The sequence below is a fragment of the Micromonospora sp. MP36 genome (genome assembly GCF_008119785.1).
Taxonomy (GTDB): Bacteria; Actinomycetota; Actinomycetes; order Mycobacteriales; family Micromonosporaceae; genus Micromonospora.
Window position 1 is genome coordinate 1 of sequence record NZ_VSFA01000028.1, and the last position, 23,036, is coordinate 23,036.

Sequence of the window (23,036 nt, forward strand, 5' to 3'; positions counted from 1 at the left end):
CCGCTCTCTCGGCCGGCCCCCGCCCCCGGGGGCCCCCGCCGGGGCGGGCGGGGCGGCTGCGGGGGAGGGGGGGGGGGGCGGCGGGGGGTTTCGGGGCGGCCGGTTGGGGGATGAGCGCGATCAGCGCCCGCCACACCCGCACCGAGGTCGAGGCCAAAGTTCGGGTCGGGGCCGAGGTTTCGGCCGACTGATCGGCATATCGGCGATCTGGCGGTGTCCTGGACACGGGATAGCGCAAAGTCGCCGATGTGCGGGCCTCTAGGGGACGACCCGGGGACGGAAGTGGGTGGCCGTCCCGGATCCATTTGGGACCGGTCCGGCGACAGGCTGAGGCATGCCCGGAAACCGGAGAAGTGCCCTGTTGGCCCTCGGCGGGATCGCCCTGGCGGCGGTGCTCGCCGTACTCGGCCATCTTCAGGTGAACGACGACCTGAGCCCCTGGTCGCTGACCGTCAGCGACTTCGCCGTCTCCGACCGGGGCGGCGTCATCGACGTGGCCATGGCGGTACTCGCCGCCGCGACGGCGGTGCTGATCCCGGTCGTCTGGCGTACCGGAGCGGGCTCGGATCCCTCCGGGTCGCGGCCCGGCGGGAAGCGGCGGGCACCGACCGGCGGCGAGGCGCCGGGCCGGATCGGGCGGCGGCCGCGGGTGGCCGGGGTGTTGCTGGCCGCCTGGACCGCCGGCCTGGTCACCTCGGCTGTGGTACCCACCAACGAGCCCGGCCTGCCCATGGGCACGGCGGCCTACCTGCACCGGTACGCCTCGGTGGTCGCCTTCCTCGCCCTGCCGGTCGCCGGCTGGCTGCTCGCCGGGCACCTGGGCAGCCGGGCCGCCGGCTGGCTGCGCGCGCTCACCCTGGCCAGCCTGCTGCTGGCCGGGGCGATGATCTGGTCCGCCTACCCGGGCGACCGGATGCTGATCGGGCTCGCCGAACGCCTGCTCATCGTCACCGAGGTCGCCCTGCTCAGCGTGCTCGCGGTGGCACTGACCCGCCGACCGGCCGGCCGCGTCGCCGAAACCGTCCCGGCGACGGCGGCGGCAACGGCGCCCCCGGCCGCCAGGGAGCTTCAGCTCCTGGCGTCCGAGTGACGGGGCGACGGCGGCCGGTCGGCGCGGCGGGGTCACTCCAGTTCGTGCAACATGAGCTGGCGGGCCGCCTCGGTGATCGAGCCTGACAGCGAGGGGTAGATGGTGATGGTCTGGGCCAGCTCGTTGACGGTGAGGTTGTTCTCCACCGCCATGGTGATCGGCAGGATCAGCTCGCTGGCCTTCGGCGCCACCACCACGCCGCCGATCACCTGGCCGCTGGCCGGGCGGCAGAAGAGCTTGACGAAACCGTCGGCGAGGTCGTCCATCTTCGCCCGGGCGTTGCCGGAGAGCGGCAGCATGACCTGGCGCGCCGGGACCTTGCCGGCGTCCACCTCGTTCTGCGAGACGCCGACGGTGGCCAGCTCCGGATCGGTGAAGACGTTCGCGGCGACGGTACGCAGCCGCAGCGGGCGGACCGCCTCGCCGAGCGCGTGCCACATGGCGATCCGGCCCTGCATGGCGGCGACGCTGGCCAGCGGCAGCACCCCGGTGCAGTCGCCGGCGGCGTAGATGCCGGGGACGTTGGTCCGGGAGACCCGGTCGACGGTCACGTAGCCGCCCCGGGCCAGCTCGACGCCGTACTCGGCGAGGCCCAGGTTTGCGGTGTTGGGGACCGAGCCGACCGCGATCAACGCGTGGCTGCCGGACACCTTACGGCCGTCGCTGAGCTCGACCTCCACGCCGTCGGCGGTCCGGCGGACCGCCTCCGCGCGCGACTTGTTGAGGATGCTCATGCCCCGGTTGCGGAACACCCGCTCGATCGCCAGCGCCGCGTCGGCGTCCTCGTGCGGCATGACCCGGTCCCGGCTGGAGACCAGCGTGACCTCGACGCCCATCGCCAGGTACGCGCTGGCGAACTCGGCGCCGGTCACGCCGGAGCCGACCACGATCAGATGCTCGGGCAGCTCCGGCAGGTCGTAGACCTGGCGCCAGGTCAGGATGCGCTCGCCGTCGGGAACGGCGGTGGGGAGCTGGCGCGGCGTGGCGCCGGTGGCGATCAGGACGGTGGACGCGGCGATCGAGTATTCCTCCGCACCGCCGGCCGGGGTGACGATCACCCGGTGGGTGTGACCGAGCGTGTCCTCGCCCAGCCGGGCGGTGCCGGCGACGAACTCCACCCCGGCCTTGACCAGCTTGGTGTGGATGTCGGCGGACTGGGCCAGGGCGAGCCGCTTCACCCGGTCGTGCACCGCCCGGGCGTCGACGGTGACCGCCTCCAGGCCGTCCGAGTGCACCCCGAACTCCTCGGTGTCCCGGTAGCCGGTGACCACCTCAGAGCTGGCGATGAAGGTCTTCGACGGGACGCAGTCGGAGAGCACGCAGGCGCCGCCGGCCCCCTCCGCCTCGACCACGGTGACATCAGCGTCCAGCTGGGCGGCGACCAGCGCCGCCTCGTACCCGGCCGGTCCCCCGCCGATGATCACGATCTGGCTCACAGCGCTCGCCCCTCGTCCGTGCTCACAGTGACTTTCTTCTCCCCATCGCGCTCGACACGCACCGTCGTATTCTCCCCCACCCGCCGACCGGGCTATCGTCATCGCCGTGCGTCTGTACGCCGCTTATGGCTCAAACCTGGACCCCGCCCGCATGCGCGCCTACTGCCCGCATTCGCCGATGGTGGGCACCGGCTGGCTGGAGGGGTGGCGGCTCACCTTCGCGGGCGAGGGCGTCATCGGCTGGGAGGGCTCGGTCAGCACCGTGGTCGAGTCCCCGGGTGACCGGGTCTTCGTGGCGCTCTACGACATCCACCCGTACGACGCCGCGCAGCTCGACGAGATCGAGGGCGTGACCGCCGAGACGTACCGGAAGCTCACCGTCCGCGTCTCCACGCTCGACGGGGACGTGACCGCGTGGGTCTACGTGTTCGACGGCTACGAGGGCGGCCTGCCGACGTCGTGGTACCTGTCGGAGATCGCCAACGCGGCGGAGAAGGCGGGCGCGCCGGACGACTACGTCACCGAGCTGCGGTCCCGCCCCACCGGCACCGCGTCGGCCTAGAGGCTCTCCCACGCGCCCAGTCTCCCCCGGCCGGTCCCCCGCCCAGCCGGCGACCCCGGAGCGCGGGTCGCGTGTCACACACCCGGGGCGGGGACCGTCCGCTCGTACATGTCGGTCCAGCGCACCTCGCCCAGCCCCACTGAGCGGTAGAGGGTCACCGGGGTGGTCGGGTTGGCCAGGTCGACACCGAGCCCGGCGGACGCCCGACCCTTCGCGGCGTAGGTGGCGAAGGCCCGGCGCAGCAGCGCCGCGCCCACCCCGCGCCGCCGGTACGCCGGCAGCACCGACAGCGTGCGTACCCAGCCCATGTCGTGCTCCAGCGCCTGGTCGGAGGACTGGAGGGCACCGGCCGGCGTCCCGTCGACCTCGGCGACGAACCACTCGTCCCAGACCTTGCCGTACGACGGCAGCTGCTCCCGCCACGTCTCGAAGCCGAGCGGTTCGTAGTCCGGGGTGTCCCGGAACGCGGTGTCGAAGATCCGGTGGAACAGCCGCAGGTCGGCCTCGTCGCCGGCGCGCAGCGGGCGGACGGTCACCCCCGCCGGCGGGGTCGGCTCGGCGGGCAGATCGGCGAGCGAGCGGGTCATCCGGATGTACCGCTTGACCCGGGTGAAGCCGGCCTCGACCAGCTCGGCCGCCCACCGGGTCTCCGGGGCGAAGACCGCGCAGCGGACGGTCAACGCGGACAGCCCGCGCTCGGCCGCCCGCTCGGCGACCCGGTCGAGCTGCCGGGCCAGCAGCGGGGCCCGCAGGTCCGCGCCACGGTCGGGGTCGACGAGAACTTCGACGAACTCCCGGCCGACCCCGGTCGGGTTGTCCAGGATCGCCCAGGCGACCGCGGTGCCGTCCGGGTCGGTGACCAGCCAGGAGTCCCGGGCCGGGTCGACGAAGGGGGCGGTCAGCGCGGACTCGACGTCCTCGGCGTCGAAGTCCGGGTGACCGATGGCGAAGGTGTCGGCGGCGTGCACCACCTTCAGGATCGCGGGCACGTCGTCGAGGGTGGGGCGGCGGGCGGTCCAACCGGCGGGGAGGGTCACGCCGCCGATCCTGGCAGCCACCCGCCCCGCGCGCCTCTCATTTATCCGCCGCGGAGGTGCAGCCGGGCGGCGGTGAGCAGGTTGAGCAGCTCCGCTCCCTCGCCGGGGGCGAGCGCCCGGAACGCGGTGGCGACCAGCCGGTCGGTCACGACCTCGGCCCAGAGCCGCCGCCGCACCAGCGGCCCGACCGGCGGGTACGGGGGTGACCAGCCACAGGCGGCGGCCCCCGCCTCCCCCTCCGGCCCGGCCAGCACCGCCTCCAGCGGGGTCATCCCGGCGGCCCGGACCGACAGCAGGTACGCCCCGGCGAAGTGCTCGCGGAGCCGCAGCAGCGCGACGGCCGCCCGGGCGCCGGGCGAGCGATCCGGCACCGGCATGGCCCGCCAGGCTGCGAACAGCGGCATCCCGCTGCCGTCCGCCGCGTCGACGGCGCGTTCCAGCAGACCGGCCAGGCGGGGCGACTCGGGCGCGTCGCTCAGGTGTTCGACGCCCCACCGGCAGCACTCGGCCAGGTTCGCCTCGGCCACCGCCAGCGGGCGGACCGTACGGGCGGCGGCGTCCCAGCCGTCGGCGACCGCGTCGGGGGCGATGAAGCCGAGCGCGGCGGCGACCGTCTCGGCGCGGACGTCCCCGAGGGCACCGGCCCGGCCGGTGATGTAGAACGCCCAGCCGGAGATGCCGAGCAGCCGGGCCCGGCGCAGCGTCGCCGGGCAGCGGGAGAACGCCTCCCCGAGCTCCAGCACCAGCGGCTTGCTGGCGGCGGCGACCTGCTCGGGAGTCATCGGCGGACCAACGCCGTTCGTCCACCGTGGTCACTCATCCCGGTCAGTCTGCCCGCTGGTCGCCCTCGTCGGCATCCCCCTCTTCGGCGTCCAGCGCCTCCATCGCGGCCTCCACCTCCCCGGTACGCCGCCGGGCCGCGGTGAGCGACCGCTCGGCACCCCGCCGGGCCAGTTTGGCCCGGCTCAGCTCCTGCTCGGCGACGGCCCGGCGGCGTTCCATCTCGGCCAGCTCGGCCTCGATCCGATCCAGGGTCGCGGCGCCGTCGCGTTCGGACCGGGCGGCCTCGGCCAGTTCCGTCTCGGCCCGGTCCTGTTCGCCACGGGCCTTCGACAGCTCGCGTTCCAGCGCGCGGCGGCGTCTGGCCCGTTCGGCCCGGGCCGCCCGTTCGGCGGCCCGTTCGTCGCGCTCCCGGCGGGCAGCGGCCCGCCCGGCCGTCGGCTCCTCCGGTACGGCCGGCTCCTCCGCGCCCCCGGTGACCAGCCGCAGCTGCGGGCGGGGCACCTCGCCGAAGCCGGCGTAGTGGGTGGCCCGAAGCAGCCGGCCGGTCCGGACCTGCTCGGCCACCTCGGTGTCGGAGAGCGCGGCGTTGAGGGTCGCCTCCACCTCGGCCAGCGGGAGTTTCCCGGCCGACGGGGCGCCCGGCTCGCCGGCGGCCAGCTTGCGGGCCTCGTCGACGAGCGCGCCAACCACCGCCCGCCGCTGCGCGGACAGCTCGCGCAGCTTGGCGCCGCGCAGGTCGCGCTGGGCGGCACGGAGGGACTCCGCGAGCTGCGCCAGGTCGGCGACCAGCTCGGGGCGGCGGATGGCGAGCAGGTTGACCAGCCAGGCGGCCACGGTGGGCCGGCGCAGCTTGCCGATCTCCCGGGCGGCCTTCGGGTCGCCCGCCTGGCGTGCCTCGGCCGCCGCGGCGTCCCGCGCCGCGACGAACCGGTCGGGTGGGGTCGCGTAGAGCCGCTGGACCAGCTCGGGGGTGGGTCCGGCCACGGCGTTCAGGCGTCGATCCGGGTGCCCGGTTCGAGACGGCGGTAGTCGGTGTTCGACAGCGCGGCGTACTGCCGGTCGTAGATGTTGAAGCCGGTGTCGTTGAGCAGGCCGTCGTGCAGCGCGTACGCCCGGCGCGGGGCGACCGCCCGGATGAAGTCGACCACCTCGGAGAACTTGTTCCAGGGCGCGTGGATCGGGGCGAAGAGGGTGTCCACCTGGACGTCGTCGGGGACCACCAGCGAGTCCCCGGGGTGGTAGACCACGTCGTTGATCAGGAAGCCGAGGTTCTCGATGACCGGGATGTCGGGGTGGATGACGGCGTGCTGGCCGCCGTAGGCACGGATCGCCACACCGGCGGCGGTGAACGACTCGCCCGGCGCGACCACGGTCAGCGCCTCGGCCGCGTCGCCGAGGACCTCGGCGATCGAGGCTGGGCCGTGGATCGGGAACGGGCGCCGCTCCAGCGCCCGGGTCACCACCTCGACGTTCACGTGGTCGGGGTGCTGGTGGGTGATCAGCACCGCGTCCGCCCCGTCCAGCGCCTCCGGTTCGCTGTAGACACCGGGGTCGACGACGAGCACACCCCCGTCGTGCTCCACGCGAAGGCAGGAGTGGGCGTACTTGGTGACCTGCATCGTGACTCCTCGATTATCGAATCGTGACGTCCTCAGCGCAGTCTGCCGGAACCGGCGCGATGGTGCGTCGCGTCCGACGTATCGACCCCGTGACGGGGTCGTCGAGATCGGAGCGGGGACATGAGCGAGCGTCAGCTAGCGAATCATCAGTGCAGTGCCTTGGTGCCTCAGGCCGGCGTCGAGCGCAGCGAGGTGGCGGCATGAGCAGAGGAGGAGGACTGCGCCGGGCCGTACCGCTGGCGGCGGTGGGGCTGGCGGTGATGTTTGCCGTGGCGGCCTGCGGCGCGGACGGTGGGCAGCACGACAGTACGGCGGCGCAGGCGCCGGCTGCCGGTGCGGACCAGGACAAGGCGGGGGCGGGCGCGGGCCGGAACGAGGCGGCACCCGCCCCGGGCGGCTCCGGCGCGGCCCAGCCGGACCTGCGGGTCGACCAGCGGTCGATCATCTACACCGGCACGTTGCAGGTCCGGGTGGAGGATGTGGAGAAGGCGGCCCGCGCGGCGACCGACGCGGCGACCGCGGCGGGCGGGTTCGTCGGCGGGGACCAACGGCACAGCGAGGCGGCGGACGCCCGGGCCGAGCTGACCCTGCGGGTGCCGGCGGACCGGTTCACCGCGGTCGTCGACGCGCTGGCCCGGCTCGGCCGGCCGGAGCAGCGCCAGGTACGCACCGAGGACGTCACCGAGGAGACCGTCGACCTGGACGCCCGGATCGCCACCCAGCGAGCCCGGGTGGACAGCGCCCGGAAGCTGCTCGCCCGGGCGACGTCGATCAACGAACTGGTCACCCTGGAGAACGAGGTGGGCCGGCGGGAGGCCGACCTGGCGTCGTTGGAGGCGAAGAAGCGCCGGCTCGCCGACCTGACCGCGCTCTCCACCATCACGGTCACCTTCGTCGGGACCGACGCGACGACCGCCGAGGAGGGGCCGGAACTCGGCTTCCTGGTCGGGCTGCGGGGCGGCTGGGACGTCTTCGTCACCACGATGTTCGTACTGCTCACCGTGCTGGGCGCGGTGCTGCCGTTCGCGGTGGTGCTCGGCGTACCGGTGGTGCTGCTGGTCCGGGCCGCGCGCCGGCGTCGGGCGCGCCGGGCACCGCCGGCCGGCCCGGCCCCCACGGTGCCGGGACCGGCCGGTCCGGTGGGTGGCCCGGCGCCTAGCGCGCCGCCGCCAGTGCCCGCAGCGCGGTCTGGACCATGAGGCGTACGCCGACCGGGATGGCGCGCTCGTCCACGTCGAACGAGGCCCGGTGCAGGTCCACGTTGGGCCCGTTCCGGCCGACGCCGAGGCGGGCGAGCGCGCCCGGCACGTGCTCGAGATACCAGGAGAAGTCCTCGCCACCCATGCTCTGCGGGGTCTCCGCGATCCCCTCGGGTCCGAGGGCGGCCGCGGTGGCGGCGGTGAGTACGCCGATGGCGCGGGCGTCGTTGGTGACCGGCGGGCGGCCGCGCAGGTATTCCAGGTCGACGGTGGCGCCGGTGGGGGCGATGACGTCCCGGACGACCTGAGCCACGATCTTCGGGGCCTGATCCCAGGTGTCGCGGTCCATCACCCGCAGCGTGCCGGCGGCGCAGGCCTCGGAGGGGATGACGTTGTAGCGGGTACCGGCCGAGGCGTGGCCGAACACCAGCAGCAGCCCGCTGTTGGCCGCCACCCGCCGGCTGACCAGGGCCGGCACCTCGGTGACCAGCCGGCCCAGCGCGTCGACCAGGTCGACCGTGAGGTGCGGGCGGGCGGTGTGCCCACCCGGGCCGGTGAGCCGGACGGTGACGTTGTCGGCGGCGGCGGTGATCGGGCCGACCCGGAGGCCGACCCTGCCGACCGGGAGGTTCGGGTCGCAGTGGACGGCGAAGATCTGCACCACGTCCTCGAGACCGCCGGCCTCGATGACCTCGAGCGAGCCGCAGGGCAGGATCTCCTCGGCCGGCTGGAAGATGAGCCGGACCCGGCCGTCGAGCTGGCCGAGGTCGGCGAGTTGGGCGAGCAGCATGCCGACGCCGAGCATCACGGTGGTGTGCACGTCGTGCCCGCAGGCGTGGCAGACGCCGTCCACGGTGGACCGGTACGGCACGTCCTTCGGGTCGGTGAGCGGCAGCGCGTCGATGTCGGCACGGAGGGCGATCACTGGGCCGTCCGGGCGCCCGTCGATGTCGCAGATGACACCGTTGCCCTTGGGCAGCAGGCGCGGCTTCAGCCCGGCGAGGGAGAGCTCCCGGTGGATCAGAGCGGCCGTCTCGAACTCCTCGCCGGACAGTTCCGGGTGGGAGTGGATGTGACGGCGGGTGGCGATCAGCCCGGGTACCCGGAGGGCGAGCAGATGGTCGAGCTCGAAGGGCAGGGGCTGGGACCCGGTCGGCGCCTCCGGCCAGGACGCCGCCAGCGGGCTGCCGGAAGGCAGCGTCAACGCACTCGTCACGTCGAATTCTCGATCACTAGAAATGGATGGATCTTCGGGAAGAACAGCAGACAGCCTAGACCGCCGACGGTGACGCTGCGCAACATCTTTCGCGTAGCGGTCGGACCGCGCAGCGTCACGAATGCCCTGGTGGGAAGGCTCGAATATCTGCGGGACAGCAGGTAGATCGCGGTCGAACGCCGTCATCTGCCCCACACCTCCTACAACGCGTAACCGATTCAACGGTCACCAAATCCCGGGCCGTCGTTCCGAATTGTCGCATTAGTCCCGGCAATTAACTGCCGGTCGGACAATTGCGCGACAACAGTCGGCTGCCGGACGACTCCCCACGGTGACATGCCGGTCCACTGTGCGACCGCACAGTCTGTCCGTCCCGTTCACCCGACCGGGTTACCCGCATTCCGACCGACCACTCCAGCTCGGCGTGTCTGACGCCACGCCACGACCCGCAGCAGTCGTCCGCACACGTGCGCAAGCCGGGCCCCACTGCCCCCACGGCTCGCCGGACGGCCGGGCGACGCCGCCCGGCGGTTCCACTCCGAAGGTGCCGTCGGGCGGGCCGGCATCAGCCCGCCGGCACCCTCGCAGAGCCGTCTCCGCTTCCGCTCACGTGCGGGGAGACCATCGACTGTACGCCGCCACGGGGCCTCGCGGCGATACCCGTACGCCCAGGTCAAGCCGCGGATCGGACGACGCGGACCAGGCCGGGCACCCGCCTCGGGTGCCCGGTCGGAAACCGGGTCAGAACCGGTCGCTCGGCCGGTACGTCCCCCACACCTCGCGCAGCGTCCCGCAGACCTCGCCGACGGTGGCCCGGGCGCGCAGCGCCTCCTTCATCGGGTAGAGCACGTTCGCGCTGCCCTCGGCGGCGGCCCGCAGCTCGGCCAGGGCACGCTCGACCGCCCCGGCGTCCCGCTCGGCGCGCAGCTTGGCCAGCCGCTCCGCCTGGGCGACCTCGATCGCCGGGTCCACCCGCAGCGGCTCGTACGGCTCCTCCTCGTCGATCTGGAACCGGTTGAGCCCGACCACCACCCGCTCGCCCGAGTCGATCTCCTGGGCGATCCGGTACGCGGACTGCTCGATCTCCCGCTTCTGGAAGCCCGCCTCGATCGCGTCCACCGCCGAGCCGTGGTCGAAGACCCGCTGCATCAGTTCGTCGGCGGCCGCCTCGATCTCGGCGGTCATCGCCTCCACCACGTACGACCCGGCGAACGGGTCCACGGTGGCGGTCAGGTCGGTCTCGTACGCCAGCACCTGCTGGGTCCGCAGGGCCAGCCGCGCCGCCTTCTCGGTGGGCAGCGCGATGGCCTCGTCGAAGCTGTTGGTGTGCAGCGACTGGGTGCCGCCGAGCACCGCCCCGAGTCCCTGGACGGCCACCCGGACCAGGTTCACCTCGGGCTGCTGGGCGGTGAGCTGGACGCCCGCGGTCTGGGTGTGGAACCGCAGCATCATCGACTTCGGGTTCTTCGCCCCGAACTCGTCGCGCATCAGCCGGGCCCAGAGCCGCCGGGCCGCCCGGAACTTGGCGACCTCCTCGAGCAGGGTGGTGCGGGCGACGAAGAAGAACGACAACCGGGGCGCGAAGTCGTCCACGTCCAGGCCGGCGGCCAGCGCCGCCCGGACGTACTCGACGCCGTTGGCCAGGGTGAACGCGATCTCCTGCGCGGGCGTCGCGCCGGCCTCCGCCATGTGGTAGCCGGAGATGGAGATGGTGTTCCACTTGGGCACCTCGGCCCGGCAGTACGCGAACGTGTCGGCGACCAGGCGCAGCGACGGCTTCGGCGGGAAGATGTACGTCCCCCGGGCGATGTACTCCTTGAGGATGTCGTTCTGGATGGTGCCGTTGAGCGCCCCGCCCGGCACGCCGGACTCCTCTGCGACGAGCTGATAGAGCAGGAGCAGCACCGAACCGGGCGCGTTGATGGTCATCGAGGTGGAGACCTTGTCCAGCGGGATGCCGTCGAAGAGCTGCCGCATGTCGTCGATGGAGTCGATGGCCACGCCGACCTTGCCCACCTCGCCGTGCGCGATCGGGTCGTCGGAGTCGTACCCCATCTGGGTGGGCAGGTCGAAGGCCACGGAGAGGCCCATGGTGCCGGCGCGCAGCAGCTGGTGATAGCGCGCGTTGGACTCGGTGGCGGTGCCGAAGCCGGCGTACTGCCGCATGGTCCACGGGCGGGAGGTGTACATCGTGGGGTACACCCCGCGGGTGTACGGGTACTCGCCCGGGGCGCCCAGCCGCTCGGCCAGCTCTCCCGGGAGGTCGTCCGCCGTGTAGACGCCCTTGATCGGGAAACCGGACTCGCTTGACCGCCGTTCGCTCATTACCGGATGGTAGGACGCGGCCGGCGGTCGATGGGTGAGGGATACCGCACACCTGCGCCGGCCTGCTCGACGACAGGTGAGTAGCTGGCCACATACCGTCGAGTAGGTAAACGTCCGCCGCGTCGGGTTTCGCATCGGGCGTCGGAACCAGCAAGATAGGGGGGTTGTGTCCCAGCCCCCTCGATATCCCCCGGTGGCTTTTCTGTGACTCAGATCCCGACGTGGAGCGGCGGACCAGTCAGTCCCCCCACAGGACGCGCGGCACCCGGCACCACCATCGGTGGTCGTTACTCGCTGCGCTCCCCGGTGGGCAACGGCGGCATGGGCACGGTGTGGCGTGCGACCGACACCCTGCTCCGCCGCGATGTGGCGGTCAAGGAGGTGGTGCTCCCGCCGGGGCTGGCACCCAGCGACCGCGACGCGCTGTACGAGCGGACTCTCCGCGAGGCCCGGGCCGCCGCCGCGATCCAGCACCCGGCCGTGGTCCAGGTCTACGACGTGGTCACCGAGGGTGGCCGCCCGTGGATCGTGATGGAACTGCTGGACGCGCGCAGCCTGGCCGACATGGTGATCGAGGACGGGCCGGTCGCGCCCCGCGTGGTGGCCAAGATCGGCATTGCGCTGCTGGGCGCCCTGGAGGTGGCCCACGCGATCGGCGTGCTGCACCGCGACGTCAAGCCGGCCAACGTGCTGATCTGCACCGACGGCCGGTGCGTGCTGACCGACTTCGGCGTCGCCCGGATGCCCACCGACGTGCAGCTCACCACGCCCGGCATGGTGCTCGGGTCGCCGCACTTCATCTCGCCCGAGCGCGCGATGGGCCAGGAGTTCGGCCCGCCGAGCGACCTCTTCTCGCTCGGCGTCACGCTCTACACCGCCGTGGAGGGCCGCCCCCCGTTCGACAAGGGCGACCCGATCGAGACCATGCACGCGGTGGTCGAGGATCCGCCGGCCACCCCGCAGCGCAGCGGCCCGATGACCGGCGTGCTGATGGGGCTGCTGGAGAAGGACCCGGCCCGCCGGTACGACGTGCACACCGCCCGGCGGATGCTGCGCGAGCTGCTCGCCGGCCCGCTGACCAGCAACGCCGTCGCGGTCAACTCGGTCACCGACCCCTACTCCGTGGTGCCGGTGCAGCGGCCACCGATGCCGCTGCCCGCCGCGCCCGAGCCGAAGCCGACCGGGCAGATCGGCGGCCGGGCGATGATCGCCCCCGGCGAGTCGCTGACCGACCGGCTCGCCGCCCTGCGCAAGGGCGAGCGCCCCGAGTCGACGACGGCCGCGAGCAGCGCGGCGCTGGACGAGACCAGCGCCGACGCCCTGGCCGGACCGCTGCACACCCCCACCGGCGCGATGCCCGTGCCGGGAGCCGCCCCGGAGGCCACCCAGCGGATCTCGCCGGAGGCCACCCAGCGGTTCGGGGGCGCGCACCCCGATGCCACCCAACGGGTCGGCGCGGGCCACCCGGACGCGACCCAGCCGGTGTACGGCCGCGTCGTGGACGCCACCCAGCCGGTGTACGGCGGCACCCAGTGGTCGGTGCCCGGCACCGGCCAGCCGTGGGCCACCCCGCCCGCCGCGCCGGCCGTCGGCGGTGCCCCCGGCAAGGCCGGCGGCGTCGGCAAGCAACTCCTCGCCACGGTCAAGGGCTGGCCGCGCAAGGTGCAGCTGGCCGCTGCCGGGGGCGTGGCCGTGCTGCTGCTGATCGGCGTGATCGCCCTCAACAGCGGCGGCGACGAGAAGCCCCCGCCGATCGTGGGCACGCTGCCCACCACCGCTGCGGCCCCACCGGTCGAGATGCAGGAGGTCTCCACCAAGGGGATCAGCGTCCAGGTGCCCGAGGGCTGGGAGCGCAAGACCGGCGGCGTCTACGTCGACTACGTCGACCCGCAGAACAGCGGGCGCAAGGTCCGCATCCTGGCGGAGAAGTGGAACGGCACGTCGAAGAGCTGGGCAGAGTCCGCCTCGCGGGGTCTACGCGGCAACAGCAAGTCCTGTGCCAGGCCCTACAACGAGCTCGCGATGTCGGAGACGACCCTGGCCGGTAAGCCGGCGGCGGAGTTCGAGTACACCTGCGGTGAGGGCGACTCGATGCGGCACGGCGTGTGGCGCGGCGTGGTCCAGGACGGGAAGGTCTACTCGTTCTACCTGAGCGCCAACGACGCGAAGTTCGCCGAGAGCAAGCCGATCTTCGACGCGATGGCCCAGTCGTTCCAGCTCACCGGGGCCAACTGAGTCGAGGCCGACGGGCAGTGGTGCTCCGCCGCCGTGCTATCAAGAGGCAATGGCGGCGGAAACCACTGATCTTGACGAGCTTCGCGACCGGGCCCAGCGCTGGCTCGACGACGACCCCGACCCGGCCAGCCGGGACGAGCTGCGGGCGGTCCTGGACGGACTGCCGGGCAGCGGCCCCGAGCTGGCCGACCGGTTCGCCGGGCACCTGACATTCGGCACCGCCGGGCTGCGTGGTCCGCTGCGCGCCGGCCCGAACGGGATGAACCTCGCGGTCGTCACCCAGGCCGCCGCCGGGCTGGTCACCTGGCTCGCCGACCAGGGCGGTGAAGGTCCGCTGGTCATCGGGTACGACGCCCGCTACGGCTCGCGGGCGTTCGCCGAGCGCACCGCCCAGGTCGCCACCGGCGCGGGTCGCCGGGCCCTGCTGCTGCCCCGCCCGCTGCCCACCCCGGTGCTGGCGTTCGCGGTGCGGCACCTCGGCGCGGTGGCCGGCGTCATGGTCACCGCCAGTCACAACCCGCCGCAGGACAACGGCTACAAGGTCTACCTCGGCACACAGCTCGGCGGCGAACTGGGTGCGGGCGCACAGATCGTGCCACCGGCCGACGCCGGCATCGAGGCGGCCATCCGGGCGGTCGGCCCGCTGGCGAAGGTGCCGCTCGGCCCGGCTGGCCAGGTGCTCGGCGACGACCTGGTCGCCGCGTACGTGGAGGGGGCCACCGCGGTGATCGACCCGGCTGGTTGGCGCGACCTGAAGGTGGCGTACACCCCGCTGCACGGGGTGGGCGCCGCGGTGCTGACCGCCGCCTTCACGCGGGCCGGGTTCGCGGTGCCGGGCGTGGTGCCCGACCAGGCCGAGCCGGACCCCGACTTCCCGACGGTGAACTTCCCCAACCCGGAGGAGCCGGGCGCGGTGGACCGGCTGGTCGCGCTGGCCCGCGACACGGGCGCGGACCTCGCCATCGCCAACGACCCGGACGCGGACCGCTGCGCCGTCGCCGTCCCGGACGGTGCGGGCAACTGGCGGATGCTGCGCGGCGACGAGGTGGGCGCGCTGCTCGCCGACCACCTGATGCGCCGCGGGGTGACCGGCCTGTACGCCACCACCATCGTGTCCTCGTCCCTGCTCCGGGCCATGTGCGCCGCCCGGAGCCTGCCGTACGACGAGACGCTGACCGGGTTCAAGTGGATCGTCCGGGCCGGGGGCGGAAGCGAGCCGCTCGTCTTCGGGTACGAGGAGGCGCTCGGCTACTGCGTCGCGCCGGAGCACGTCCGCGACAAGGACGGCATCACCGCCGCGCTGACCGTCGCCGAACTGGCCGCCGGTCTCAAGGCCCAGGACCGTACGCTCACCGACCGGCTCGACGAGCTGGCCGCCGAGTTCGGCGTGCACCACACCGACCAACTGTCGGTCCGGGTGGACGACCTGCGGGAGATCGCCGGGATGATGGCCCGGATCCGGGCGGCCACCCCGGAGACGCTGCTCGGGCACCGGGTCACCGAGGCGCAGGACCTGCTCCCCGGCGCGGACGTGGTGATCCTGCGGACCGACGCGGCCCGGGTGGTGATCCGTCCCTCCGGCACCGAGCCGAAGCTCAAGGCGTACCTGGAGGTGGTGGAGCCGGTCGCGAACGGCGACGTCCCCACGGCCCGCACCCGCGCCCAGGCCGCCGTCACCGCCCTCCGCACCGAGATCGCCACCGCCCTCGGCCTCTGACCCACCCGCCCACCCAACGTGATCATGAAGTTAGCGGCGCGGAAAGCTTTTCCGGCGCCGCTAACTCATGATCGACGGGCTGGGGCAGGGGGCAGGGCAAGTGGGTTAGGGGCGCTTGCCGAGGGCGGCGTCTACGGCCTGGGCCAGGGCGGCGACGACCAGGCCGATGGAGGGGCGGACCACAGAGTCGTCCAGGCTGACGTTGCCGGAGAAGCCGGCGCCGCCGGCGATCTCCTCCAGCCGGCGGCGGGCGTCCCGGGCGTCCTCGCCGGTCAGGCCGAGCGCCGGTTCCATCCGCAGCACCGCCACCAGAGTGGCGAGCGCCGCGGTCCGCTCGTCGGGCACCTGGCCTTCGGTCAGCGCCTCGGCCAGCCGGCGGCGGATGTCCGCCTCCACCGAGGCGTCCGCCACCGGGTACCGGTGCACGTGGATGAAGCCCAGCTCGGTCTCGTCGATGTCTTGGACCACGCCCCGCCCGCAGAGGTCGCCGAGGATCCGGTCACGCAGGCCGTGCCGCAGCCGCTGCACCCAGGACGACGGAGTGTGCGGCGTGTCGGCGGCGATCCGGGCGAGAACCTCGTCGGCGATCGGCTCGCCGGTCGGGGCCGGGTCGGTCACCGCCAGGGACCCGTCCGCGTACGCGATCCGGCCGGCCAGGGCCAGCTCGACCAGCACCGCGGCGGCCATCCCGAGGTCCAGGCTGATCCGGGGCATGGTCGCCTTGCCGGTTTCGTCGTCGTAGGCGAGGAGCAGCAACTCTTCGGCGAGCGCAACACCAGTCATGGCCCGGAACGGTAGCGGCTTCCCGCACCTCGTGCACGGACTCGCCCCACGCGGCTCGCGCGGTCGACTGATTCACGGAAAGAGGGCGCATTCCTCACCGGATGGGCCCTCTTTCCGGGAATCTGCGCCTCGGTCGACGGAGCCGGCCGAGGGTTGGTCAGAAGCGGGGCATGCCGCCGAACTGGCGGTCGCCGGCGTCGCCCAGGCCGGGGACGATGAACATCCGGTCGTTGAGGCCCTCGTCGATCGAGGCGGTGACCAGACGCAGCGGCAGGCCGGACCGCTCCAGCCGCTCGATTCCGACCGGCGCGGCGAGCACGCAGAGCACGGTGATGTCGGTGCAACCGCGGTCGGCGAGCAGCCGGCAGCAGTGCTCCAGCGAGCCGCCGGTGGCCAGCATCGGGTCGAGCACCAGCACCGGCAGGCCGCTCAGGTCGCGGGGCAGCGACTCCATGTAGGCACGCGGCTCGAACGTCTGCTCGTCGCGGGCCAGGCCGACGAAGCCCATGGACGACTCGGGCAGCAGACCGAGGGCGGCGTCGGCCATGCCGAGACCGGCCCGCAGCACCGGCACGAGCAGCGGGGGGTTCGCCAGCCGGGTGCCCTCGGTCGCGGTGACCGGGGTCTGGATCGGGTACTTCTCGACGGGGAAGGAGCGCGCTGCCTCGTACACCAGCATCGTGGTGAGTTCGTGCAGCGCGGCCCGGAACGACGCCGAGTCGGTCCGGGCGTCCCGCATCGCGGTCAGCCGCGCCTGGGCGAGCGGGTGGTCAATGACGTGTACGTCCACGAACGCTCAACCTACCGGTCGGGCCGGCCGCGCACCGCAGGTGCCGGGTGACCAGCGACCCCGCTCACGTGTGGCACTCACGATCGCGCCATCGTGATCAAGATCGCACCCGGCGGTGATGCGTACTATTCACGGCATGACGGCGACAGCGACGTCGGCCCGGTCGGACCTCTCCGAGCTGGGACGATCCGAGACCGCTCTGCGGACCTTCCTGCACGGCCTGCCAGGCGTGGATCAGGTCGGCGCGGAGCAGCGGGCGGCACAACTCGGCACCCGCTCCATCAAGACCACGGCCAAGGCCCAGGCGATCGACCTGGCGATCCGGATGGTCGACCTGACCACCCTGGAAGGGGCCGACACCCCCGGCAAGGTGCGGGCGCTCGCCACCAAGGCGCTGCGCCCCGATCCGGCCGACCCGTCCTGCCCGCACGTCGGCGCCGTCTGCGTCTATCCGTCGATGGTCCCGTACGTGGCGGAGGTGCTGCGCGGATCCGGCGTGCACCTGGCCAGCGTGGCGACCGCGTTCCCGTCCGGCCAGGCCCCGCTGGAGGTGAAGCTCGCCGACACCCGGGCCGCCGTCGCGGCCGGCGCCGACGAGATCGACATGGTGATCAACCGGGGCGCGTTCCTGGCCGGCCGCTACCAGGAGGTCTACGACGAGATCGTGGCCACCAAGGAGGCCTGCGGGGACGCCCACCTCAAGGTGATCCTGGAGACCGGCGAGCTGGCCACGTACGACAACGTGCGGCGGGCCTCCTGGCTGGCCATGCTGGCCGGCGGCGACTTCATCAAGACCTCCACCGGCAAGGTCCCGGTCGCGGCCACCCCGCCGGTGACCCTGGTGATGCTGGAGGCGGTCCGCGACTTCCGCGCCGCCACCGGGCGGCAGGTCGGCGTGAAGCCGGCCGGCGGCATCAAGACCAGCAAGGACGCGATCAAGTACCTGGTCATGGTCAACGAGACCGTCGGCCCGGACTGGCTGGACCCGGACTGGTTCCGGTTCGGCGCGTCCAGCCTGCTGAACGACCTGCTGATGCAGCGGACCAAGCTGACGACCGGCGTCTACTCCGGTCCCGACTACTTCACCCTGGACTGAGCGCGATGTTCGAATACGCACCCGCCCCCGAGTCGCGCTCGGTGGTGGACATCAAGCCCTCGTACGGCCTGTTCGTCGACGGCAGGTTCGTCGACCCGGTCGACGGCGGCAGCTTCAAGTCGATCAACCCGGCCTCCGAGGAGGTCCTCGCCGAGGTCGCCGAGGCCGGCAGCGAGGACGTGGACCGCGCGGTCCGCGCCGCGCGCAAGGCGTACGAGAAGGTCTGGGGTCCGATGCCGGGCCGCGACCGGGCGAAGTATCTGTTCCGGATCGCCCGGCTGATCCAGGAGCGCTCCCGCGAGCTGGCGGTGCTCGAGTCGCTGGACAACGGCAAGCCGATCAAGGAGTCCCGGGACGTCGACGTCCCGCTGGTCGCCGCGCACTTCTTCTACTACGCGGGCTGGGCCGACAAGCTCAACCACGCGGGCTTCGGGCCGGCCCCGCAGCCGCTCGGGGTGGCCGCCCAGGTCATCCCGTGGAACTTCCCGCTGCTCATGCTGGCCTGGAAGATCGCCCCCGCGCTCGCCGCCGGCAACACGGTGGTGCTGAAGCCGGCCGAGACCACCCCGCTGACCGCGCTGCTCTTCGCCGAGATCTGCCAGCAGGCCGACCTGCCGGCCGGCGTGGTCAACATCGTCACCGGCGCCGGCGGCACCGGCCGGACGCTGGTCGAGCACCCGGGCGTGGACAAGGTCGCGTTCACCGGCTCGACCGAGGTCGGCAAGGCCATCGCCCGCGCGGTCGCCGGCACCCGCAAGAAGCTCACCCTCGAACTGGGCGGCAAGGCCGCCAACATCGTCTTCGACGACGCGCCGGTCGACCAGGCCGTCGAGGGGATCGTCAACGGCATCTTCTTCAACCAGGGGCACGTCTGCTGCGCCGGCTCCCGCCTCCTGGTCCAGGAGTCGGTCGCCGACCGGGTGCTGGAGTCGCTGAAGCGCCGGATGGCCCAGCTGCGGGTCGGTGACCCGCTGGACAAGAACACCGACATCGGGGCGATCAACTCGGCCGCCCAGCTGGAGCGGATCCGCGAACTCTCCGAGGCCGGCGCCGCCGAGGGCGCCGAGCGCTGGTCGCCCGCCTGCGAGCTGCCCGAGCGGGGCTTCTGGTTCGCGCCGACCATCTTCACTGGGGTCACCCAGGCGCACCGGATCGCCCGGGAGGAGATCTTCGGGCCGGTGCTGTCCGTGCTCACCTTCCGCACCCCGGCCGAGGCGGTGGAGAAGGCGAACAACACCCCGTACGGGCTGTCGGCCGGGATCTGGACCGACAAGGGCTCCCGCATCCTGTGGCTGGCCGACCGGCTCCGCGCCGGCGTGGTCTGGGCCAACACGTTCAACAAGTTCGACCCCACCTCGCCGTTCGGCGGCTACAAGGAGTCGGGCTACGGCCGCGAGGGCGGCCGGCACGGGCTGGAGGCGTACCTCAATGTCTGAGCGGGTCGCGGTACGCAAGACGTACAAGCTCTTCATCGGCGGGAAGTTCCCGCGCAGCGAGTCGGGACGGTCGTACATCGTGCAGGACTCCAATGTCGTACTGGCCTCCCGCAAGGACGCGCGTGACGCGGTCGTCGCCGCCCGGGCCGCCGTGAAGGGCTGGGCCGGGGCGACCGCGTACAACCGCGGGCAGATCCTCTACCGGGTCGCCGAGATGCTGGAGGGCCGCCGGGAGCAGTTCATCGCGCTCGGCGTGCCGGCCGCCGAGGTGGACGCGGCGATCGACCGCTGGGTCTGGTACGCCGGCTGGTCCGACAAGCTCCCCCAGGTGTACGGCGGCGCGAACCCGGTGGCCGGGCCGTACTTCAACCTGTCGGCGCCCGAGCCGACCGGCGTGGTGGCGGTGGTGGCCCCCGAGGCGCCGGCGCTGCTCGGCCTGGTCAGTGTGATCGCCCCGGCGATCGTCACCGGCAACACCGTGGTGGTGGCGGCCTCCCCGGCGCAGCCGCTGCCGGCGGTGGCCCTGGCCGAGGTGCTGGCCACCTCCGACCTGCCGGGCGGGGTGGTCAACCTCCTCACCGGCCGGATCACCGAGACGGTGCCCACGCTGGCCGCGCACATGGACGTCAACGCGATCGACCTGACCGGGGTGAGTGACGCCGAACTGGCCGCCGAGCTGGAGGTCAAGGCGGCGGAGAACCTGAAGCGGGTGCTCCGGCCGGCGGCGGCCGATCACGACTGGTTCGCGGATCCGGGCGTGGGGCGGATGACTGTGCTGCTGGAGACGAAGACTGTGTGGCATCCGAAGGGTGTCTGAGCTTGGGGGGTTCCGGCTCGGTGGCTGGTGCCCAGCGTTGGGTCCTCGGTCAGCGGGGTTTTCCTCCTCAAGATCGCACTAGTTCACGGAAAGAGTGGTCTCCGCGTGGCGGATGGCCACTCTTTCCATGTATGAGGCCACTCCGTCCAGGCGGGGCGGAGGGGGTCTACTACGGGGGGTAGGATTGGGGCGTGACTCGGCTGGGTGATCTCGAACGTGCGGTGATGGACGTCCTGTGGGACATGGTCCCGGGCACGTCGGACGGGGTGACCGTCCGCGAGGTCGCCGACGCTCTGGACGGGCGCGAGCTGGCGTACACGACGGTGATGACCGTGCTCGACCGGCTCGCCGGCAAGGGCATGGTGCAGCGCCAGCGGGAGGGCCGGGCCTGGCGGTACCGCGCCGCGGGCAGCCGGGAGGCGCACATCGCCCAGCTCATGCTCGACGCCCTCGACCTCGGCGGCAGCCGGGACGCCGCGCTGGTGCGCTTCGCCCGCTCGGTGACCGGCACCGAGGCGGAGGTGCTGCGCGCGGCGCTGAGCGCCGAGGCCGGGCTGACGGACCGGGTCGAGGACCCGCAGGCCGGGCAGCCGCCGCTCGCCGACGAGGCGACGGACCGGTAGGGCGGCGGCCGTGGCGTACGCCCTGCACTTCGCCGCGAGCATCCTGGCCTGCTGGCTGACCGCGGAGGTGCTCGCCGCCTCGACGTGGACCTGGCGCGCGCCACGGGTGGCGATCGTCTGCTGGCAGGCGGTCGGGCTGGCGCTCGGCCTCTCCGCGATGGGCCTGCCGATGGCGCTCGGCCTGGCCGCGTACGACCAGCCGACCGGCAGTGCCCTGGTCGCCCTCGGCACCGACCTGGCGCACGGCACGCTGCCGGCCGGGGTCGGGGCGGTCCACCTCGGCCTGGTCGGGGTGGGCTTCGGCATCGGCGCGGTGCTGCTCACCACGACCGTGCGCAGCGTTTACGGCACGGTCCGGGCGCAGCGCCGGCACCGGGACCTGCTCAGCCTGGTCGCCCGCCGGGACCCCACCGTGCCGGGCGCGCTGGTGCTCGACCACCCGAGCGCGGCCGCGTACTGCCTGCCGGGGGTGAAGCCCCGGGTGGTGGTCAGCGCCGGCACGCTCAGCCTGCTGGACCGGGCCGAACTGGCGGCGGTGCTGACGCACGAGCGGGCGCACGCCCAGGAGCGGCACGATCTCGTGCTGCTGCCGTTCACCGCGCTCTGCCGGGCGCTGCCCTGGTTCCGGTGGGTGCGCCACGCCCACGAGCGGGTGGCCCTGCTGGTCGAGATGCGCGCCGACGACAAGGCCCGCGAGCTGCACGCCGAGGCACCCCTGGCCGGGGCGTTGCGGCGGTTCGCCGCCGCCGGGCACCGGATCACGCCGGCCGGCGCGCTCGGCCTCGGCGACCGTGACCTCGACGTACGGGTGCAGCGGCTGCTGGTCCCGGACCGGACGCCGCGGCTGCTCGGCGCCACCGCGCTGGCCGTCACGACCACCCTGGCCGCGCTGCCGATCGCCCTCTTCCTGAACTGACCGATACCCGATTCCTCCTTCGATCCGGGCCGGTCTAATAGGTAGGCAAGCTACGTGTAGGCTCGCTATGACAAGCGAGTCAACCCGTGGGAGAACGGCCATGGATCCCCTGCTCCTCGCGCGCCTGCAGTTCGCCACCACCACCTCGATCCACTTCCTCTTCGTGGTGGTCACCCTCGGCCTGGTCACCCTGCTGGTCGCGCTGCAGACCGCCGGCTTCATCACCGGCAAACCGGTGTACGAACGGCTGACCCGCTTCTGGGGCCAGCTCTACGTGATCAACTACGTGCTCGGCATCGCCACCGGCATCGTGATGGAGTTCCAGTTCGGGCTGAACTGGAGCGGCCTGTCGCGCTACGTCGGCAACGTCTTCGGCGCACCGCTGGCCATCGAGACGCTGGTCGCGTTCTTCCTCGAGTCCACGTTCCTCGGCATGTGGATCTTCGGTTGGCACCGGCTGCGCCGCGGCGTCCACCTCGCGCTGCTCTGGGGGGTCGCGCTCACCGCGTACGCCTCCGCGTTCTGGATCATGGTGGCGAACGCCTGGCTCCAGCACCCCGTCGGGTACGAGGTCCGCGACGGCGTCGCCCACCTCACCGACTTCGGCGCGCTGCTCACCAACCCGACCCTCACCTTCGCCTTCGGGCACGTGGTGTCGGCGAGCCTGGTCACCGGCGGGATGCTGATGGCCGCGGTGAGCGCCTGGCACCTGATCCGGCGCACCCCGGACTTCGCGCTCTTCCGGAAGTCCCTGCGGCTCGGTCTGCTCACCTTCGCGGTCGCGGTGGTCTTCCTGATCGGGTTCGGCTTCGCGCAGTTCGGCCCGGTCGGGGAACTCCAGCCCACCAAGTTCGGCGGCGGCGCCGACCGGGACGCCCTGATCGCCGAGTGGACGGCGAAGTTCGGGCCGGGCGACTACACCCCACCGACCCTGTCCAACGTCGGCCTCGGCTTCATGATCCTCATCGGGATGGCGCTGTTCTTCGGCATCCTGGTGGTGCCGCTGCTCTGGCGGGACTGGATCATCCGGCTGAAGTTCCCGCTCTGGCTGATCCTGCTCGCCGTGCCGCTGCCCTTCGTCGCGGTGATCCTCGGCTGGATCGCCCGCGAGGTGGGGCGCCAGCCCTGGGTGGCGTACGGGCTGCTGCCCACCGGGCAGGCGGTCTCGCCGGTCAGCCCCGGGCTGATGCTCACCTCGCTGATCGGCTTCACCCTGCTGCTCGGCACCCTCGCCGTCACCAACTGGGTCCTGCTGGCCCGGCACGCCGCCCGGGGCGCACACGACCCCGCCCTCGGCCGCCCGCCCGCGCCCGACACCGACACCCACCCCCACCCCGTGTTCGCCTGAGGGAGCCC

The 23,036-nt window shown here is 72.9% G+C and carries 20 protein-coding genes; 11 read left to right on the plus strand and 9 right to left on the minus strand.

The genetic code is table 11. The features are described 5' to 3' along the window. Positions 1-334 precede the first annotated feature (334 nt). On the plus strand, positions 335-1,090 hold the full coding sequence (locus FXF52_RS19620; protein WP_148798635.1) for a DUF998 domain-containing protein: 756 nt from the start codon (positions 335-337) through the stop codon (positions 1,088-1,090). A 32-nt stretch (positions 1,091-1,122) separates the two neighbouring features. On the opposite strand, the gene FXF52_RS19625 is transcribed toward FXF52_RS19620, so the two are convergent. Beyond that, the gene (locus FXF52_RS19625) at positions 1,123-2,526 is read right to left on the minus strand and encodes an NAD(P)H-quinone dehydrogenase (protein ID WP_148798637.1); all 1,404 of its coding nucleotides are present in this window, start codon (positions 2,524-2,526) and stop codon (positions 1,123-1,125) included. Positions 2,527-2,632: 106 nt separating this feature from the next. On the opposite strand from FXF52_RS19625, the gene FXF52_RS19630 reads away from it, so the two are divergent. Next, entirely contained in the window at positions 2,633-3,088 is a 456-nt protein-coding gene (locus tag FXF52_RS19630; protein ID WP_148798639.1) for a gamma-glutamylcyclotransferase, read from the plus strand. 74 nt (positions 3,089-3,162) lie between these two features. Here the strand turns inward: FXF52_RS19630 and FXF52_RS19635 are convergent, their stop codons facing one another. Genes FXF52_RS19635 through FXF52_RS19650 form a run of 4 tightly spaced genes read right to left on the minus strand, consistent with a single transcriptional unit; the run spans position 3,163 to position 6,527 of the window. Beyond that, the gene (locus tag FXF52_RS19635) at positions 3,163-4,125 is read right to left on the minus strand and encodes a GNAT family N-acetyltransferase (RefSeq protein ID WP_148798641.1); all 963 of its coding nucleotides are present in this window, start codon (positions 4,123-4,125) and stop codon (positions 3,163-3,165) included. Between the two features lie 41 nt (positions 4,126-4,166). Next, the gene (locus FXF52_RS19640) at positions 4,167-4,907 is read right to left on the minus strand and encodes a hypothetical protein (protein WP_148798643.1); all 741 of its coding nucleotides are present in this window, start codon (positions 4,905-4,907) and stop codon (positions 4,167-4,169) included. Between the two features lie 43 nt (positions 4,908-4,950). Next, positions 4,951-5,892 carry a hypothetical protein gene (locus tag FXF52_RS19645; protein ID WP_148798645.1) on the minus strand — a complete coding sequence of 314 codons (942 nt, stop codon included), beginning with the start codon at positions 5,890-5,892 and terminating at the stop codon, positions 4,951-4,953. 5 nt (positions 5,893-5,897) lie between these two features. Next, on the minus strand, positions 5,898-6,527 hold the full coding sequence (locus FXF52_RS19650; RefSeq protein ID WP_148798647.1) for an MBL fold metallo-hydrolase: 630 nt from the start codon (positions 6,525-6,527) through the stop codon (positions 5,898-5,900). Between the two features lie 200 nt (positions 6,528-6,727). Between FXF52_RS19650 and FXF52_RS19655 the strand changes: the two genes are divergently transcribed. After that, positions 6,728-7,726 (plus strand): DUF4349 domain-containing protein, encoded by a 999-nt coding sequence (locus FXF52_RS19655; RefSeq protein WP_187413597.1) that lies wholly within the window; start codon positions 6,728-6,730, stop codon positions 7,724-7,726. Here the strand turns inward: FXF52_RS19655 and FXF52_RS19660 are convergent. After that, positions 7,683-8,942, minus strand: a complete 1,260-nt coding sequence (locus tag FXF52_RS19660) for an amidohydrolase (protein ID WP_148798649.1) — start codon at positions 8,940-8,942, stop codon at positions 7,683-7,685. The genes FXF52_RS19655 and FXF52_RS19660 overlap by 44 nt on opposite strands. A 741-nt stretch (positions 8,943-9,683) precedes the next feature. After that, positions 9,684-11,267, minus strand: a complete 1,584-nt coding sequence (locus FXF52_RS19665) for a methylmalonyl-CoA mutase (protein WP_148798650.1) — start codon at positions 11,265-11,267, stop codon at positions 9,684-9,686. A gap of 204 nt (positions 11,268-11,471) precedes the next feature. Between FXF52_RS19665 and FXF52_RS19670 the strand changes: the two genes are divergently transcribed. Beyond that, positions 11,472-13,502: a serine/threonine-protein kinase gene (locus FXF52_RS19670; RefSeq protein ID WP_148798652.1), complete on the plus strand. Its 2,031-nt coding sequence runs from the start codon at positions 11,472-11,474 to the stop codon at positions 13,500-13,502. Positions 13,503-13,551: 49 nt separating this feature from the next. Next, positions 13,552-15,219, plus strand: a complete 1,668-nt coding sequence (locus FXF52_RS19675) for a phospho-sugar mutase (RefSeq protein ID WP_148798654.1) — start codon at positions 13,552-13,554, stop codon at positions 15,217-15,219. Between the two features lie 105 nt (positions 15,220-15,324). Here FXF52_RS19675 and FXF52_RS19680 read toward each other — a convergent pair whose 3' ends face one another. Together FXF52_RS19680 and upp are read right to left on the minus strand one after the other, a co-directional pair. Further along, positions 15,325-16,002, minus strand: coding sequence for a GPP34 family phosphoprotein (locus FXF52_RS19680; RefSeq protein ID WP_148798656.1), 678 nt, complete (start codon positions 16,000-16,002; stop codon positions 15,325-15,327). A 157-nt stretch (positions 16,003-16,159) separates the two neighbouring features. After that, positions 16,160-16,792 (minus strand): uracil phosphoribosyltransferase, encoded by a 633-nt coding sequence (upp, locus tag FXF52_RS19685; RefSeq protein ID WP_148798658.1) that lies wholly within the window; start codon positions 16,790-16,792, stop codon positions 16,160-16,162. Positions 16,793-16,928: 136 nt separating this feature from the next. Here upp and deoC point away from each other — a divergent pair, with 136 nt between their 5' ends. The 6 genes from deoC (at position 16,929) to FXF52_RS19715 (ending at position 23,028) form a co-directional block, all read left to right on the plus strand. Next, positions 16,929-17,888 carry a deoxyribose-phosphate aldolase gene (gene deoC, locus FXF52_RS19690; protein ID WP_148798660.1) on the plus strand — a complete coding sequence of 320 codons (960 nt, stop codon included), beginning with the start codon at positions 16,929-16,931 and terminating at the stop codon, positions 17,886-17,888. 5 nt (positions 17,889-17,893) lie between these two features. Next, the gene (locus tag FXF52_RS19695) at positions 17,894-19,324 is read left to right on the plus strand and encodes an aldehyde dehydrogenase family protein (RefSeq protein ID WP_148798661.1); all 1,431 of its coding nucleotides are present in this window, start codon (positions 17,894-17,896) and stop codon (positions 19,322-19,324) included. Continuing rightward, positions 19,317-20,141: an aldehyde dehydrogenase family protein gene (locus FXF52_RS19700; protein WP_148798663.1), complete on the plus strand. Its 825-nt coding sequence runs from the start codon at positions 19,317-19,319 to the stop codon at positions 20,139-20,141. Before FXF52_RS19695 ends, FXF52_RS19700 begins: the two co-directional genes overlap by 8 nt. A 191-nt stretch (positions 20,142-20,332) precedes the next feature. Continuing rightward, positions 20,333-20,764: a BlaI/MecI/CopY family transcriptional regulator gene (locus FXF52_RS19705; RefSeq protein ID WP_148798665.1), complete on the plus strand. Its 432-nt coding sequence runs from the start codon at positions 20,333-20,335 to the stop codon at positions 20,762-20,764. A 10-nt stretch (positions 20,765-20,774) separates the two neighbouring features. Continuing rightward, positions 20,775-21,680 (plus strand): M56 family metallopeptidase, encoded by a 906-nt coding sequence (locus tag FXF52_RS19710; protein WP_148798667.1) that lies wholly within the window; start codon positions 20,775-20,777, stop codon positions 21,678-21,680. A 100-nt stretch (positions 21,681-21,780) separates the two neighbouring features. After that, positions 21,781-23,028 carry a cytochrome ubiquinol oxidase subunit I gene (locus FXF52_RS19715; RefSeq protein WP_148798669.1) on the plus strand — a complete coding sequence of 416 codons (1,248 nt, stop codon included), beginning with the start codon at positions 21,781-21,783 and terminating at the stop codon, positions 23,026-23,028. Positions 23,029-23,036: the final 8 nt, after the last annotated feature.